Below are 16,635 nucleotides of genomic sequence, written 5' to 3' on the forward strand. Positions count from 1 at the left end.
GTTGACCCTGATCGGTAATCCGGCCGATGAAAGGCGTGCGCCCGTGAACACACCGAGCCCAGCAGACATCCGTCACGCCAACGCTCTGACCTGCGTGCACGTGCTGCGAACGTCGCAGGGGACGCTGAGCATCAGTGATGTCGCGCAGCGAACCGGGCTCTCCCGTCCAACAGTCGACGCCGTCATCGCAGGCCTTGAAAGCCACGGGCTCCTCTCCGCCGCACCCGCAGACGCCAGTACGGCCAACGGCGGCAGACCGGCCAGACGGTTCCAGTTCGAGGCCGAGCACGCCATCGTCGCCGGCGTCGATGCTGGGCCACGCAATATCCGGGTTGTGCTCGCCGACCTGCAGGGCAGGGTCGTTGCGCGAGCGCATCGGGAGATCGGCGCCGACAGTAGAAAAGGCACAGGTCAGCACGGCACTGGCGCACCAGGCACCGGTAAACACGACACCGGCGAACTCAGCGCCATGCAACGGGTGGAGGAAGTTATTGCGACCATGCACGATGCGCTGGAGACGGCGGGCATCCCACCGGCCAAACTCCAGGTTGCGTGCGTCGGAGTTTCAGGGATCGTCGGGTTCGACGGCCGGATCTCGCAGAGCTTTGTGGTTCCAGAGTGGAACGGCATCGACATCGCCAAGCGCATCGGTCAGGCATTCGACTGCCACGTCTTCCTCGAGAACGACATCAAGCTCGCCGCCTTTGCTGAACACCACCTCGGTGCCGCCCAGCTCGTCTCCAACACTCTGTACTTTCAGATCGGCAACCGCATCTCCCTCTCCCTCACCCTGGACGGCAACATCCATCACGGTTTCCACCGCAGCTCTGGTGAGGTCGGCAGTCTGCGCGGGATGCGGTGGACCAGCAGCGCGGTGAACGGCCAGCTGACCTGGCGATCGGCGCCGACCGCCGAACTCGTTTTCGCCAAAGCCCTGGCAGGGGAGCCAGAGGCCGGCGCGGAAATGACTACCTTCGTTTCCGAGATCGCGTCGCACATCGCCTCGGTGAGCTTGGCGCTCGACCCAGACCTGATCATCGTCGGCGGGGGCCTTTCACGCTCCGGCGAACCGTTCGTCGATCTGCTGCGAACCGAAGTGCATCGTTTGATCATGATCGAGGGAAAGCCGAATATGGTCGCATCGACGCTCGGCTCCGACGGAACGCTGCTCGGTGCACTCGCTCTCGCATTCCAGGACTGCTCCACCGAACTCTTCGGCCTCGAAGGAGTACCGGTTCCCGAAATCGTGCACGGCGACGCGAACGGGGAGGCCGAATGAGCGCCGCCGCACTCCGGGTCGGACTGGTTGGTGTCGGATCACGCGCCTACATCGGCAGATTGGTGGGAGACCACAGTGATGCCCGGCTCGTTGTTGCCGCCGATCCGCGGCCGGCCGCCGCCGAACGCGCACGCGAACTCTTCGGAGCCGACATCGCATTCACGACGGACTACCGAACGTTGGCTGACACCGGTCTCGATGCAGCGATCGTCACGGTCCCTGACGACGCGCACGCGGATGTCGCGGAGTTTCTGTTGCGCAGTGGCATCGCGGTCTACCTCGAGAAGCCGCTGGCGACGACGATGGCCGCCGCCGACCGCATCCTCACCGCCGCGTTCGAATCCGGCAGCAAACTCTATGTCGGCCACAACATGCGGCACATGAGCGTTGTGCGGATGCTGCGTGACATCATCGGTCGCGGGGAAATTGGTGAGGTCAAGGCGATCTGGTGCCGGCACTTCGTGGGCAACGGCGGCGACTACTACTTCAAGGACTGGCACGCTGAGCGGTCACGGGTGAACAGCCTGCTGCTGCAGAAGGGTGCTCATGACATCGACGTCATCCACTGGTTGGCCGGCGCGTACACGACAGAGGTCACGGCCATGGGCGACCTCATGGTCTACGGCGACGTCGACTCGCGACGCGACAACTCCGATCGGCTGCTGGACGACTGGTTCAGTCACGACAATTGGCCGCCACAGGCGCAGACCGATCTGAACCCCGTGATCGACGTCGAAGACATCTCACTGGTGCACATGCGCCTGGCCAACGGCGTGCTCGCCTCGTATGAACAGTGCCACTTCACGCCGGACTATTGGCGCAACTACACCGTCATCGGAACCCGGGGGAGAGCCGAGAACTTCGGTGACTCGGCCGGCGGCGTCATTCGGGTCTGGAACCGACGCCACGAATACCAACTCGAAGGAGACATCGAGTACACCATCGACGGCGACGTGGAGGGTCACGGCGGGGCCGACGAACTCACCATGGGCGAGTTCATTCGCTTCGTTCGCTCGGGAGGAGCGACTGACACTTCGCCGGTCGCAGCGCGGCAGGCCGTTGCCACCGGAATCATGGCTGCCGAGTCGTTGCGCGACGGGTCGACACCTCGCGTGATCCCGCCTGTTCCAGACGAGGTGCTCCGGTACTTCGATGACCACCAGACACCACAATCAGCGCCTCGTTGAGGCGTGTCAACACCCGTCCTGCGCCACTCCCGGTCATCGCAGGCATCCGCATTTCCCATCAATGAAGAAGGAGTTTCCCATGCGTTTTCCTCACGCGATCATCGGCGCCGCAGCCGTGGCGCTGCTCTTGTCTGGTTGTACATCCGGCTCGAGCGGCGACGCCACGGGACCAATCAACCTCCCCGAAGACCCTGCCTCCGTGACAGGTGACATCTCGTACGCCATCTGGGATGTGAACCAGCAGCCGGCGATGGAGAAACTGATCGCTGACTTCAACACGACCTATCCGAACGTCGACGTTTCAGTCGAATTGACGGCGTTCCCGCAGTACTTCACCAAGCTGCAGACCCAGGGCTCATCCGGAACGCTGCCTGATGTCTTCTGGATGAACGGGCCGAACCTGCAGCTCTTCGCATCCAACGACATGCTCGCGCCGCTCGAACCGTTTGAGGATGCCGACCTGTTCGACCCGTCGAACTACCCATCGGCGATGAACGACATCTACACATACGACGGGACTCAGTATGGGGTGCCGAAGGACTTCGACACGATCGCCCTCTTCTACAACAAGGCGATTCTCGCCAGAGCCGGGGTCGAAGCGCCGACCGCCGACTGGACCTGGGATGACTACCACGCTGCCGCGAAGAAGATCTCGGACACCCTGGGCGGTGAGGGCATCATCGGCTCAGGCGACAGTACGCGCAATCAGGAGAACGTCTACCCGGCCGTGCTCAGCAACGGCGGCACCATCATCGACGGCGACAAGTCCGGCTACGACAGCCCTGAGGCCGTCGAGGCGCTGCAGTTCTGGGCGGATATGGTGGCAGACGGTTCTAGCCTCACGCCGGCCGCCAACGCCGACACTGAGGGCTTCGACCGGTTCCTGAATGGCCAGGTCGGCCTGGTCTGGGGTGGCAACTGGAGGGTCTCCGGCGTCCTCGAATCGGCCGTCGCTGCTGACGTGTCCGTGGCGGAACTGCCACTGGCGCCGACGGGGGAACGAAAGACCGTCATCCACGGGGTTGCAAACGCCATGAGCGCCCACTCTGACAATCCGGAGGCAGCGCAGGCGTTCCTCAGCTACCTCGGTTCGGAGGAGGCCGCGTTGATCCAGGCAGAGGCAGGCGCAGCGAACCCTGCCTTCAACGGCACCCAGCAGGACTTCGTCGATTCGGCGCCGGGGATGAACCTCCAGGTGTTCGAGGATGCAGCCACCGACTACGCGGAGGCGTACCCCGTATCGAAGAACACCGGCGCCTGGAACAAGGTCGAACTCGACCTCCTTCCGCAGGCGTTCTCCGGCGAGCGGCCTGTCGCCGACGTCGCGAAAGACCTTGCAGACCAGATGAACGAAGCCCTGGCCAAGGAAAAGTAGCCCGATGTCGGAAACGATCGAACGGGCGGGGTCGGGGATGCAGGCGGCCCAGGCTCCCGCCCCTGGCGGGGGAGGTGCGACGCGCCTCGCGCGAAAGCGACACTCGCCAGACGGCTGGTGGCCGGCGCTCTTCATACTGCCGCTTGCTGCCGGTATCGGGCTCTTCTACCTGTGGCCGCTGCTGCAGTCGGTGTACTACAGCTTCACCGAATGGGGAGTATTTGGCGGCTCGACCTGGACCGGGGTCGAGAATTACGTGCGGCTCATGCAGGACCCAGACGTTCTTCGGGCCATCGTCAACACGCTCGTGTACACCGGCATCCTGCTGGTCGGGATTCCGATCGCCGTTGTGTTCGCTGCGCTGTTGAACCGGCCGGGTCTGCGGTTCGCCATGATCTACCGCACCTGCTTCTTCCTGCCGTACATTGCAATGCCGACGGCCATCTCGATGGTGTGGCGGATCATCTACAACAACGACTACGGGGTGATCAACTCCACACTGCGAGTGGTCGGCATTGAAGGCCCGGCATGGATCTCCACCGAGTGGTTCTCTCTGGTGGCGGTGGCCATCGTGGGGCTCTGGATGTCGATCGGTTTCAACATGATCATCCTCTCCGCCGGACTCAAGGGAATACCGCCTGAGCTCTACGAGGCGAGTGCGATCGACGGTGCGGGAAAGGGGCGCCAGTTTCGCTCCATCACCGTTCCCCTTCTCACGCCTTCCATCTTCTTCCTATCGGTGATGACGTTCATCGCCGGATTCCAGCTGTTCGACATGCTCTACGCGCTGCTCGGCCCGACCAACCCGGTCATGCCAAAGACCCAGTCACTGGTCTTCCTCTTTTACGACGCAGCGTTCGGAGCGAACGAGAAGGGTTATGCGTCGGCCATCGGTGTGCTGATCCTGCTGATCATCGGGCTGTTCACCCTGGTCCAATTCCGGCTCCAGCGCAGATGGGTGCACTATGCCGATTAACAACATGCAGACGAGAAATGCACGGGGCGGCTCGATCGCCGGTCACAACCGGGGGGCGCACGTCGTCCTCATCATCGGCTCGCTGCTGATGATCTTCCCGTTCCTGTGGCAGGTGAAGATGTCGATATCGACGGAGGCCGACATCATGTCGATCCCGCCGACACTCTGGCCCTCCAGCTTCGAGTGGAACAACTTCGCGGAAGTCTTCACGCGCGTGCCGTTCCTCAGCCAGTTCTGGGTGTCGCTCGCGGTCACCGTGCTCCGCACCCTCGCGCAGCTCATCCTGTGTTCCATGGCCGGTTACGCATTCGCGAGGATGCACTTCCGGTTCAAGGGGATCCTGCTCGCTGTCCTCCTGTCGATCCTGATGGTGCCGACCCAGGTCTACCTCATCCCGCAGTACCAGATCGTCCAGAGCGTGGGGCTGCTCGACACGATCGCCGGCATAGCGGCGCCCGGCCTCTTCAGCGCCTTCGGTACGTTCCTGATGATGCAGTTCTTCAAGGCGATGCCGGCGGAGCTCGAGCAGGCTGCTCGCCTCGATGGGTGCAACAGCTGGCAGATCTTCACCCGCGTCATGATGCCACTGGCCAAACCGGGGCTCATCTCGCTCGCCATCATCACCGTGCTGGCATCGTGGAACGACCTGCTCTGGCCGCTTGTTGTGGCCAGCAGCCCGGACAACATGCCGTTGTCGGTTGGACTGGCGACCCTGCAGGGATATCAGGGGAGCGTTGACACCGGCGTACTGATGGCCGCATCGCTCATGGCCATGGCGCCGATCCTGATCGTATTCGTCGCCCTTCAGCGCCGTGTCGTTGAAGGCATTGCCTTCGCAGGCCTGAAATGAGAGAAAACACCATGTACGCAGCCGCTGGAACAGCGAACGACCCATTCCCTGTCGTCGGTTTGATCGGGGCCGGGGCCATCTCCCGGGTGCACGCACCGGCCTGGAAGGCACTCGGTGCCCGGGTGCTGGTCTATTCGGAACGAGGGGCTGCGGAGCTCGCCGCTCGATATGACCTGGAGGTGGTGACGACCCTTGACGCGCTCCTTCGTGAAGTGGACTTCGTGGACATCGTCACGCCGACGACAACACATCGGGACTTCGCCCTCGCCGCGATCACGGCGCGCAAGCACGTGGTCTGCGAAAAGCCGCTCGCGATGACTCCGGCCGATTCCGGCGAGATCGCGGCGGCGGCGGCGAAGGCCGGTGTGCAGGTGTACCCGGCCCACGTCGTGCGCTTCACGGCACCGTATGCAACGGCACATCAGGCGGTCGCTGACGGCCGCATCGGGGAGGTCGCTGTTGCACGGTTCCACCGCGGGGGCTCCAGCCCGGCCATCGGCACCTGGTTTCAGGACGATGCGGCCTCAGGGGGAATCATCATGGACCTGATGATCCACGACCTTGACCAGGCACGATGGATCTGCGGCGACGTCGAAACCGTGTACGCGGTGCAGAACCCGCCGACGGTGGACAACGTGGTTCCTTCATTCGTCTCGGCCCACGTCACGCTCACGCATGCAGGCGGAGCGATCTCACACGTGCGGGCCACCTGGGGAGCGGTGGGCACACCCTTCACCACCGGTTTCTCGATCGCGGGGAGCGTCGGCGTCCTGAACTACTCCTCAAGCGCCAACTCCGGCCTCACCCTCGACCTGCAGCAGGTGTCACCCGATCTCGTCATCCCGGCCTCTCCGCTGCGGGAGAGTCCGTACCTCACAGAGATCCGTGAGTTCGCTGCGGCGTTCGCAGGCGGTGCGGAGCCCAGGGTCAGCGCCGCAGACGGTGTCACCGCCGTCGAACTGGCGCAGGCCGCTCGGATGTCGTTGGCCACCGCATCCGTCATCGTCATGTCCGAGTTCGCCGCGAGTACGGAGGCTGCAGCATGAACACCACGTCAACAGTGAAGGTCGCAATCGTCTCCTTCGCCCATAGTCACGCCCTGTCGTACGCGTACACACTCGCGGCCATGCCGGGGGTCGAGGTACTCGCTGCCGACCCCGACGGCGCATCGGCTCCTGATCTCTCGCCCCGTGGCGCCGAACTGGCCGCGCGAATCGGGATCGACTATGTCGACGACTATGACGCGCTCTTTGCCTGGCAGCCAGACGCCGTCATTGTTGCCAGCGAGAACTCGCGCCATCGCGAACTGGTGGAGCGTGCTGCCACCGCTGGGGTGCACGTGCTGTGCGAGAAGCCGCTTGCGACGACGGTGGCAGACGGTAGGGCGATGGTCGACGCCTGTGCACGGGCCGGTGTGATCCTCATGCTCGCTTACCCTGTGCGATTCTCACCGAGCTTCCGCGCACTACAGGGACTGGTTGCTGACGATCGTCTCGGCGACCTGTTCGCGATCAACGGCACGAACAACGGCAAGCTCCCCATCGATTCACGCCGGTGGTTCGCCGACGCCGAGCTGGCCGGGGGAGGCGCGATCGTCGATCATGTCGTCCACTGTGCCGACCTCATTGACGCAATCACCGGCGGCTCCCGCGCCGACAGCGTGTACGCAGTGTCAAACCGCATCCTGCACGCCGACAAGGACATCGACGTGGAGACCGGAGGCCTCGTCACCGTCACCTATCCGGGAGGTCTCATCGCAACCATCGACTGCTCATGGAGCCAGCCGGATGCCGCGGCGACCTGGGGCGGGCTGAGCCTGCAGGTGACCGGCACAGGCGGTTCCGCACTGATCGAGCCCTTCGCGGAGCACGTCGCAGGAACCGGATCGGATGGTCCGATCCACCTCGGGTACGGCACCAACCTCGACGAGTTGCTCCTGACCGAATTCATCGCTGCCGTACGGCAGTCTGGCTCGCCGCGGCCGGGGTCCAGCCCACGCGTGGTTCCGCAACCAGACGGCTCTGTCGGGCTGCGAACTCTCGAGATCATGGATGCAGCCAGGCGCTCCGCAGCGGAAGGTCGGCCGGTCACCATCGCGGCAGGCTAGACGAGCGATACCTTCGACGCGCTTACAGGTCGCGGACCAACCAGACCAGCTCGCCCCGGTCATCCGTCACCGTTCGATCGCGCCGGAAGCCGATTTTCTCGAGCACACGGAACGACGGAGTGTTCCAGGAGCGGACCGTCGACCAGAGCCTGGTGCGCCCGGTGGCCTTTGCGGCATCCAGGATCGCCCTGGCAGCCTCGGTCGCATAACCGTGCCCGTGTGCGCGGGGCAGGAGCTCATAGGCGATCTCCGGCTCCTCGATTGTTGAACGACCGACGACCAGCCCGCAATATCCGATGAACTCGCCGCCGTCACGGGGGCGGATGGCCAGTGTGGCGATTCCGCGCGCAGGGGTGTTGGCCCTGGCATCCGTTATCTCTTTTGTCGCCTCGCCGAGCGTTGGCAGGGGGTCGCCGCGCTCTCCGACGAGTTCCCGGTATCCGGCGGCATCTGGTTCGTCCCAGAGGCGCAGCGCCAGTCGTTCGGTCTCGAGCTCGAGGGCCATCGGTCGGTACGGCGCGCTCATGCCACCAGCCTATGCGCGGCATGGCGACGGCCGCGCCAGCGGGAGGCCGCGCGTGGGTCAGAGCGCGGCCGACTTCGCGAGCAGCACCGATCGTTCGCGCTCGTTGCCGGTGAGCCTGGCGGCCCTCTCGAACTCCCGGCGCGCCTCTTTTTTGCGTCCGAGGCGGGCGAGCAGTTCGCCTCGCACGCTCGGCAGCAGGTGGTATCCGGCAAGATCCCCTGCGTCGACCAGCTGGTCGACGATCCGCAGAGCGGATGCCGGGCCGACGGCCATCGAGACGGCAACGGCTCGGTTCAACTCAACAACGGGTGATGGGGCGAGCCGGCCGAGCGCCTCGTAGAGCAGCACGATCCGGCCCCAATCGGTGTCACCGGCGGTGGGCGCGGTGGCGTGACACTCGGCGATGGCCGCCTGGAGCCCATACGAGCCGCGGCCCCGGCCGGTGGCATCCGCTCTCACCAGGGCTTTCTGCCCTCTCACGATCTGAGCGCGATCCCATTTCGCCCGATTCTGATCGAGCAGCAGGATCGGCTCTCCAGTGCGAGTGGTGCGGGCCCCGAACCGCGAGGCCTGGAGTTCCATCAGCGCAACGAGTGCGTGCGCCTCCGGCTCGCGGGGCACCAGCTCGGCGACCTGGCGGGCGAGACGGAGCGCCTCGTGGCAGAGCTCTGGGCGCATCCAGTCGTCGCCGGCGGTTGCCGCGTAGCCCTCGTTGAAGATCAGGTAGAGCACGCCGAAGACCGAGCTGAGACGCTCGGGATATTCGCTGCGGTCCGGTACTTCGAATGGAACCTTCGCCGCGCTCAGGGTCTTCTTGGCCCGCACGATCCGCTGCTGCACGGTAGCGGTCGGCACCAGGAACGCCCTGGCGACTTCCTCACTCGTCAGACCGCCGACGACCCGGAGGGTCAGGGCGACCTGCGCCTCCCGGCTGAGCACCGGGTGGCACGAGATGAAAACCAGCCGCAGCAGGTCGTCGTCGATCTGATTCGGGTCCCACGGCGGTGCATCCGGGTCGACTCGGCTGGCCAGGTCATGGCCCATCGCGGCATAACGCTGGCCCCGGCGTTCGGCGCGGCGCCAGCCGTCGATCGCCTTGCGTTTGGCGACCGCCGTCAGCCAGGCGCCCGCATTCCGCGGGACGCCAGACTTCGGCCACTGAGCGAGCGCGTCGACCAGTGCCTCCTGGGCGAGGTCTTCCGCGAGGCCGAGATCCCCGACTATGCGGGTCAGGGTGGCGACGATCCTGGCCGACTCGATGCGCCACACGGCTTCGACGGCGCGCCTGGAACGGCCGGCGTTCTCGGCCGCTCCTGAGCCCGTTTCTGCGGTCATGGCGTGTGTGCTCGTGATTCGTCGTCTTCGAGGTCGCGGCTCAGCCCGCGACCACACCCTGCTCGTTCTCGGCGCGCCAGGCCACTTCGCGCTTGATGTGCTCGTTGTCCTGGTCGAACTCTGACGCCTCAATGATGCGGCGAACCTCCAGAGTGGAACCGGGGCCGAGCGGGCATCGTCTGGCCCATTCGGCGGCCTCTTCCTTCGTGGACGTCTCGAGGATCCAGAAGCCGGAGAACAGCTCCTTCGCTTCCGCGTATGGCCCATCGGTCACGACCGGTGGTGTCGACGCGAAGTCGACGACGAGGCCCTCCTTCGCGTCGGTGAGCCCCTCGCCCCCGAGCAGCACACCAGCCTTGATGAGTGACTCGTTGTATTCGCCCATCGCGTTGATGATGTCGTCGAACGGGATGTCCTTCGCTGCAGTCTGGGCCTCGGACGTAGAACGCATGATCAGCATGTACCTCATGGGAGTGTCTCCTTCTGTTCGGGGCCACCGGATTCGGCCGCCTCTGCACTGACGTCGAATGACACTCTCGCAGATCGACATTTCCTACGGAATATTCTGAGAGATTCTTCTTCTGCCCTCTATCCCTGTCCCCCGATTCGGTTAATCTGTGCGATCTGGGTGAGGCGGCCCCGGAACAGTGCAGCGCCCGGCCATGCGGCCAGCGGTTAACCGAATCCGGGCACGGAAACGGATGCAGGGGTGTCGCAGGGACTACGGCCGGCTGACGCGTTGTCCCAGGCCGGTCCTCACCGGTGAGGCCGCCCGGTAGAATAAGGGCGACACTCTGACTGCTGACAGCCGGGAGGCCGCATGGCGATTATCCTCCTCGCGTTCCTGGTCCTCTCGGTCCTCACCCCGTTGCTCACCCGTCTCCTGTCGACCCGTGTCTTCTATCTGATCGCGCTGCTTCCAGCGGCAGCATTCGGCTACACCCTCACCCAGACGCCGACCATCGCAGCCGGTGACGCTGTCACCGAACGCATCGAATGGATGCCGCAGCTGGGAATCGCGCTCGCATTCCGGGTCGATGCACTGGCCTGGCTGCTGGCTCTCGTCGTCACCGGAGTCGGGGCGCTGGTGCTGGTCTACTGCGCCAGGTACTTCTCTGCAGACGAGCCGGGGCTCGGCCGCTTTGCCGCGTTCCTCCTTGCATTCGCCGGCACGATGTACGGGCTCGTGACCGCAGACGACATCTTCGTGATGTTCATGTTCTGGGAGATCACCAGCGTTCTGTCGTACCTGCTGATCGGTCACTACACGAGCAAGCGGGAGAGTCGCGGTGCCGCACTGCAGGCGTTCCTGGTCACCACGTTCGGCGGTCTGGTGATGCTGATCGGCGTCGTGATGATCTCGGTCGAAGCGGGCACGACGTCGCTCGCGCTGATCGTCGCCGAACCGGTGACCGGCCCGGTGGCCACGTGGGCGGTGTTGCTCATCCTGGTCGGCGCGCTGTCGAAATCTGCGCTCATCCCCTTCCACTTCTGGCTGCCGGCGGCGATGGCCGCCCCCACACCTGTCAGTGCCTACCTGCACGCAGCGGCCATGGTGAAGGCCGGCATCTACCTGGTCGCCCGGCTCGCCCCCGGGTATGCGGACTCAACGGGCTGGATGCCGGTCATCGTCACCCTCGGCATCTGGACAATGCTGGTCGGTGCCTGGCGAGCCATGCGTCAATACGACCTCAAATTGGTGCTCGCCTACGGCACCGTCAGCCAGCTCGGTTTCCTCATGATTGTCGTGGGGTTCGGAACCCGGGATGCCGCGCTCGCGGGTCTCGCGCTCCTGCTCGCCCACGCGCTCTACAAAGCGGCTCTCTTCCTTATCGTCGGAATCATCGATCATCGGGCCGGCACCAGGGACTGGCGCCAGCTCTCCGGTATCGGTCGCCGCCGGCCCGTCCTTGCGGCACTCGCGCTCGTCTCGGTCGCCTCGATGGCCGGCATCCCTCCGCTGTTCGGATTTGTGGCCAAGGAAGCGGTGTTCACGTCGTTCATCGACGCCGGCGCGACGGGAAACGGTTGGGGCTGGATCGCCCTCGCCGGAACCGCGATCGGCTCCGTGCTCACCGTCGCCTACAGCGCTCGCTTCTTCTGGGGAGCATTCGCCACCAGGCCGGAGGTCCCGTCCACACCGCTCGCATCCGACCGCTGGGGCATTCTGGTCGCCCCAGGAATCCTCGCCGTCTTCACCGTCGCGCTCGGCCCGCTCGCGTTTCTCCTTGACCCGTTCCTGGCCGTCTCCGCAGATGCCATCGATGATGGCGGGCACGCACACCTCGCACTGTGGCACGGTGTCGAACCGGCTCTCGCCCTCTCAGCGGTGGTGCTCGCGGCCGGGTTCGTCCTGTTCTGGCGACGCAAATCCATTGCGCGCTGGCAGGAGGGCGTTCCCTCGTGGATCGACGCCGGCCTCGGCTACGGCTCCACCGTGCGCTTTGTCGACCGCATCGCCGCACAGATCACCCACTTCGTGCAGCGGGGCGGCCTTCCGCAGTACCTGGCGACCATCCTGGTGGTTTTTGTCTTGGCCCTTGGTTTCGCCGCGGCGGTGAACCGCACCTGGCCAGACGCCGTCGTGCTCTGGGACTACCCCGGTCAGGTCATCATCGCGCTGGTGATGGGGGTCGCTGCCGTCATGGCCGCGCGCGTCGGGCAACGGATGACTGCGGTCCTGCTGGCCGGCGTCACCGGTTACGGCCTCGTGGCGTTGTTCGCGTTCCACGGCGCGCCAGACCTCGCACTCACGCAGGCACTCGTCGAGACCATGACGCTGGTGGTGTTCGTGCTGGTGCTCCGCCGCCTCCCGCCGAAGATCGCCCAGCATAATCGCCCTGTACGCCGCAAGCGCCGCGCGCTCATCGGCATCCTGGTCGGTGCGGTCATGGGCACGATCGGGGTGATCGCTCTCGGTGCCAGGCAGGCGGAGTCCATCGCGGCCGACCTGCCGCGCCTCGCGGTCGAAGAAGGCCACGGCAACAACATCGTCAACGTGATGCTCGTCGATATCAGGGCGTGGGACACGATGGGGGAGATCTCCGTGCTGATCGTCGTGGCCACCGGGGTCGCCAGCCTGCTGTTCGTCTCAGGACGCAACCCCGAGATTCTCCGCGTCGGCGCCTCGAAGAAGCGCCGATCACGCCAGCAGCGCCGCCGGGTTCTCGACGACCCGCATGTGTCGAACGAGGGGTCGGCAGTGACCCGTCAGTCGTGGCTGCTGTCCGCCAGCACCATCGCGGCGAAGAACCGGTCCATCCTGATCGAGGTACTCGTTCGGCTGCTCTTCCACCCCGCGATCATTGTGTCGATCTACCTGCTCTTCGCCGGGCACAACGCTCCCGGCGGCGGTTTCGCGGGCGGGCTGCTCGCCGGTCTTGCGCTCGTCGCACGCTACCTGGCCGGCGGACGTTACGAACTCGGGGAAGCGGCGCCGATCGATCCGGGAAAGATCCTCGGACTCGGCATCATCCTCGCCGTCGGAACGGCCGTTGCCTCGCTCTTCTTCGGCGGTCTTCCGCTGGAGTCTGCGTACTTCACCGCTGACATTCCGGTGCTCGGCCACCTCTCCTTCGGCACCTCGACGATCTTTGACATCGGCGTGTACCTGGTTGTCATGGGCCTGGCCCTCGACATCCTGCGGAGCCTGGGCAGTGAGATCGACATCCAGCGCGAGAGCGGCGAGGGCGACGGGGACGGCGACGGAGTGCCTGATGGGCCGGGTTCGGAGCCTGAGCCGGCGGCGCAGGCCAGCTCAACGGAGGTGTCCGGGTGAGCGCCTCCCTCGTTCTTGTCGTCGTGATGGCCGTGATGTACGCGGCCGGTGTCTATGTGATGCTCGAGCGCAGCCTCACCCGGGTGCTCATCGGGTTTCTGCTCGTGGGCAATGCCACGAACCTGCTGATCTTCATCATGAGCGGCAGGCCGGGCAGCGCCCCCATCGTCACCGGCACCGCATCAGACGAAGCCATGGCAGACCCGGTGCCTCAGGTGCTCATGCTCACCGCGATCGTGATCAACTTCGGGATCACGGCGCTGCTTCTTGCCCTCATCTACCGCTCCTGGTGGCTGGCGCAGCTCGGCGACGAGGGCGATATTGTCACCGACGAGCACGCGGAGGAGACCACAGAACTCACCGAAGAGACCTTCCGCTCCTCCACCGAAGACGAAGAGGCCATTCAGGCGGCTCTTGACGCGAGCGAGCATGAAGACGAAGCAGAGGGGGCACAGGCACCATGAACGCCCTGATCCCGCTCGTTGTCGCCATTCCGTTGCTCGGTGCGGCCATCACCCTTGCTCTCGGCCGACGACGCCGCCAGCAGATCGTGGTGAGCGTGCTCTCGCTGACCTCGGTCGCCGTGATCAGCTCGGTGCTGCTGTTCCTGGTCGACAGGGATGGTCCCGGAGTTGTGCACGTCGGTGGCTGGGATGCCCCGTGGGGCATCGTGTTGGTCGTCGACCGGCTCTCAGCGATCATGCTCCTGGTGTCGGCGTTGATGCTCCTCGGCGTTCTCATCTTCGCCGTCGGCCAGGGCATCGCCGACGGCGACAGTGACACCCCCGTTTCGATCTTCCATCCCACCTATCTCGTGCTGGCTGCCGGGCTCTTCGACGCCTTCGTTGCCGGCGACCTGTTCAACATGTACGTCGGGTTCGAGATGCTCCTGTCTGCGAGCTACGTGCTGCTGACGCTCGGAGGTACCGGCGCGCGCATCCGTGCCGGCATCACCTACATCGTCGTGAGTCTGATGTCGTCGCTGCTGTTCCTCAGCGCGATCGCACTGCTCTATGGGGCCACCGGCACGGTGACGATGGCGCTGCTGGCCGAGCGGATTCCCGACCTCCCGTCTGATGTGCAGTTGATCCTCGGGCTGTTGCTCCTGCTTGCCTTCTGCGTCAAGGCGGCGGTGTTCCCACTGTCGTTCTGGCTGCCGGACTCCTACCCGACGGCGCCGGCGCCGGTCACGGCGGTGTTCGCCGGTTTGCTCACCAAGGTGGGCATTTACGCCATCATCCGCACCCAGACGCTGCTTTTCCCCGACAACCAGTTGACCGCTCCGCTCATGATCGCGGCGCTGCTGACCCTGGTGATCGGCATCCTGGGCGCCCTCGCGCAAGCGGACATCAAACGGCTGCTGTCGTTCACCCTGGTCAGCCACATCGGTTACATGGTGTTCGGCATCGCGATGGGCACTCAGCTCGGCATCTCTGCGACGATCTTCTACGTTGTGCACCACATCACGATCCAGACGACACTGTTCCTCTGCGCCGGCCTGATCGAGCGCGTCGGCGGCACGACATCTCTGTCGCGGCTCGGCGGTCTGCTGAAGGCCGCCCCCTTCGTTGCGGTCCTGTACTTCATCGGAGCCATGAACCTCGGCGGAATCCCACCCTTCTCCGGGTTCCTCGGCAAGGTTGCGCTCTTCCAGGCCGGAGTCGAGCTGGGGGATCCATTGAGCTACGTGCTGATAGCGGCCGGGGCCGCTACCTCGTTGCTTACCCTCTATGCGCTCGCCAGGGCGTGGAACATGGCGTTCTGGCGCACGAAGGCCCAGGCGGAAGAGCTCGAATCGCTCGACTCGATGATGGAGGCTCCGCAGGACGAAGGAACGGTGAAGACCAAGACGATCTCGCCGATGATGACGGGTGCGACGACCGCGATGCTGGTGCTGACGGTGGCCCTGACCGTCTTCGCCGGCCCGATTTTCGACCTCACCGCGCGCGCGGCCGCCAACATCGAAAACCCCTCGACCTACATCGACGCCGTGTTTCCGGACGGTGCACCATGACCTCCCGCCGTGCGAGGCTCGCGAGCCTCATCAACCAACTTCCACTCTTCCTCGGCCTGGCGCTGCTCTGGATGCTGCTGTGGGGCAACTTCTCGTGGCTCAACCTCGTCACGGGCGCGGTGTTCGCGGCCGTGGTATCCGTTGTCTTCTACCTGCCGGCTGTGCAGCTCAGCGGACGCGTGAACCCGGTGCGGCTGGTTCTCTACCTGTCGTGGCTGCTGTTCGACATCATCCGTGCGTCGATCCAGGTCGCCTTCCTCGCCCTGGCGCCGCACTACCGGGCCAGCAACGCCGTTCTCGCGATCCACATGCGCACCCGCAGCGACCTGGTGCTTACCTGGACGGCCGTGTCGACCTCCATCGTCCCTGGGTCGATCGTCATCGATACCGACCGTGAGAATTCGACGCTGTACCTGCACGTTCTGAATATGAAAGACCGTGAGGCGACGGAGCGATTCAGGCAGTCGGTGCTCGCAACGGAGCGGCGGATCGTGCTCGCCCTTGGATCGCGGGAAGACGTGAAGGCGCTCGCAGGCGCGCGACGCGAATCCAAACGACAGGCAGGAGAGAACGGATGACCATCGTCGCCATTGTCGCCGGCATCATGCTCGGCATCGGCGCGCTCTGCGCTGTGTATCGCATCGTCCGCGGGCCGAGTGTGCTCGACCGGGTGATCGCATCCGACGTGCTGGTGGCGACGATCATGTGCGCCCTCGGGGCCGAGATGGCTTTCAACCGCCACACAGACAATCTGCCGGTGTTGCTGGTTCTCGCCCTGTTCGGGGTTCTCGGCTCACTCTCCGTCGCCCGCTTCCTGCCGAAGCAGGACCGCGCATGAGCGGCCTCGCCGGCGACATCGTCACGGCCGTGCTGGTCCTGGCCGGTTCCCTGATGTGCCTCGCCGCCGGTGTCGGCCTGCTGCGGTTTCCCGACGTGCTCTCACGGTTGCACGCCGCAACCAAGCCGCAGATCTTCGGGCTGATGGCGATTACGGCCGACGTCGCCGTCAACAACTTCACCTTGGGCACCCTCACCCTGGTCGTTGCCATCGTTGTCTTCCAGGCGCTGACGGCACCGATGGCCGCGCACCTGGTTGCCCGGTCGGCCTACGACACGCAGCACCTGAGAGCGGATCTGCTGGTCACCGACGAGCTCGCCCCTTTCAGGCGACAGAACCGGGTATAAGTCGCCCGGCATCGCCCGGGCGG

At 65.0% G+C, this 16,635-nt stretch carries 16 protein-coding genes; 13 read left to right on the plus strand and 3 right to left on the minus strand.

The features are described 5' to 3' along the window. Nucleotides 1–43 precede the first annotated feature (43 nt). The 7 genes from K323_RS26340 (at nt 44) to K323_RS0114690 (ending at nt 7,774) form a co-directional block, all read left to right on the plus strand. Complete coding sequence (locus tag K323_RS26340) at nt 44–1,279, plus strand: ROK family transcriptional regulator (protein ID WP_051147376.1); 1,236 nt, start codon at nt 44–46, stop codon at nt 1,277–1,279. Continuing rightward, a complete protein-coding gene (locus tag K323_RS0114665) occupies nt 1,276–2,466 on the plus strand; it encodes a Gfo/Idh/MocA family protein (protein ID WP_026851683.1) in 1,191 nt (396 codons plus the stop codon). The genes K323_RS26340 and K323_RS0114665 overlap by 4 nt, the downstream gene beginning before the upstream one ends. Before the next feature lie 79 nt (nt 2,467–2,545). Further along, entirely contained in the window at nt 2,546–3,841 is a 1,296-nt protein-coding gene (locus K323_RS0114670; protein ID WP_022886032.1) for an ABC transporter substrate-binding protein, read from the plus strand. Nucleotides 3,842–3,845: 4 nt separating this feature from the next. Beyond that, nucleotides 3,846–4,817: a carbohydrate ABC transporter permease gene (locus tag K323_RS0114675; RefSeq protein ID WP_022886033.1), complete on the plus strand. Its 972-nt coding sequence runs from the start codon at nt 3,846–3,848 to the stop codon at nt 4,815–4,817. After that, nucleotides 4,807–5,667 (plus strand): carbohydrate ABC transporter permease, encoded by an 861-nt coding sequence (locus K323_RS0114680; RefSeq protein ID WP_022886034.1) that lies wholly within the window; start codon nt 4,807–4,809, stop codon nt 5,665–5,667. Before K323_RS0114675 ends, K323_RS0114680 begins: the two co-directional genes overlap by 11 nt. After that, entirely contained in the window at nt 5,664–6,713 is a 1,050-nt protein-coding gene (locus K323_RS0114685) for a Gfo/Idh/MocA family protein (protein WP_245570994.1), read from the plus strand. The genes K323_RS0114680 and K323_RS0114685 overlap by 4 nt, the downstream gene beginning before the upstream one ends. Continuing rightward, nucleotides 6,710–7,774 (plus strand): Gfo/Idh/MocA family protein, encoded by a 1,065-nt coding sequence (locus K323_RS0114690; RefSeq protein ID WP_022886036.1) that lies wholly within the window; start codon nt 6,710–6,712, stop codon nt 7,772–7,774. The genes K323_RS0114685 and K323_RS0114690 overlap by 4 nt, the downstream gene beginning before the upstream one ends. Nucleotides 7,775–7,796: 22 nt before the next feature. Here the strand turns inward: K323_RS0114690 and K323_RS0114695 are convergent, their stop codons facing one another. The 3 genes from K323_RS0114695 to K323_RS0114705 are packed head-to-tail and all read right to left on the minus strand — an operon-like array spanning nt 7,797 to nt 10,104. Then, entirely contained in the window at nt 7,797–8,300 is a 504-nt protein-coding gene (locus K323_RS0114695) for a GNAT family N-acetyltransferase (protein ID WP_022886037.1), read from the minus strand. 57 nt (nt 8,301–8,357) lie between these two features. After that, nucleotides 8,358–9,635, minus strand: a complete 1,278-nt coding sequence (locus tag K323_RS0114700) for an RNA polymerase sigma factor (RefSeq protein ID WP_022886038.1) — start codon at nt 9,633–9,635, stop codon at nt 8,358–8,360. 40 nt (nt 9,636–9,675) lie between these two features. Continuing rightward, on the minus strand, nt 9,676–10,104 hold the full coding sequence (locus tag K323_RS0114705) for a YciI family protein (RefSeq protein WP_022886039.1): 429 nt from the start codon (nt 10,102–10,104) through the stop codon (nt 9,676–9,678). A 351-nt stretch (nt 10,105–10,455) separates the two neighbouring features. Here K323_RS0114705 and K323_RS26345 point away from each other — a divergent pair, with 351 nt between their 5' ends. Genes K323_RS26345 through mnhG form a run of 6 tightly spaced genes read left to right on the plus strand, consistent with a single transcriptional unit; the run spans nt 10,456 to nt 16,612 of the window. Then, nucleotides 10,456–13,413, plus strand: a complete 2,958-nt coding sequence (locus tag K323_RS26345) for a Na+/H+ antiporter subunit A (RefSeq protein WP_022886040.1) — start codon at nt 10,456–10,458, stop codon at nt 13,411–13,413. Further along, nucleotides 13,410–13,877 (plus strand): sodium:proton antiporter, encoded by a 468-nt coding sequence (locus tag K323_RS26350; RefSeq protein WP_022886041.1) that lies wholly within the window; start codon nt 13,410–13,412, stop codon nt 13,875–13,877. The genes K323_RS26345 and K323_RS26350 overlap by 4 nt, the downstream gene beginning before the upstream one ends. Then, nucleotides 13,874–15,427 (plus strand): Na+/H+ antiporter subunit D, encoded by a 1,554-nt coding sequence (locus K323_RS0114720; RefSeq protein ID WP_022886042.1) that lies wholly within the window; start codon nt 13,874–13,876, stop codon nt 15,425–15,427. The genes K323_RS26350 and K323_RS0114720 overlap by 4 nt, the downstream gene beginning before the upstream one ends. Beyond that, nucleotides 15,424–16,005 (plus strand): Na+/H+ antiporter subunit E, encoded by a 582-nt coding sequence (locus K323_RS0114725; protein WP_022886043.1) that lies wholly within the window; start codon nt 15,424–15,426, stop codon nt 16,003–16,005. Before K323_RS0114720 ends, K323_RS0114725 begins: the two co-directional genes overlap by 4 nt. Then, nucleotides 16,002–16,265 (plus strand): monovalent cation/H+ antiporter complex subunit F, encoded by a 264-nt coding sequence (locus K323_RS0114730; protein WP_022886044.1) that lies wholly within the window; start codon nt 16,002–16,004, stop codon nt 16,263–16,265. Before K323_RS0114725 ends, K323_RS0114730 begins: the two co-directional genes overlap by 4 nt. Then, complete coding sequence (mnhG, locus tag K323_RS0114735; RefSeq protein ID WP_026851687.1) at nt 16,262–16,612, plus strand: monovalent cation/H(+) antiporter subunit G; 351 nt, start codon at nt 16,262–16,264, stop codon at nt 16,610–16,612. Before K323_RS0114730 ends, mnhG begins: the two co-directional genes overlap by 4 nt. Nucleotides 16,613–16,635 lie beyond the last annotated feature (23 nt).

It is taken from the genome of Glaciibacter superstes DSM 21135, from assembly GCF_000421145.1.
Classification (GTDB): Bacteria; Actinomycetota; Actinomycetes; order Actinomycetales; family Microbacteriaceae; genus Cryobacterium; species Cryobacterium superstes.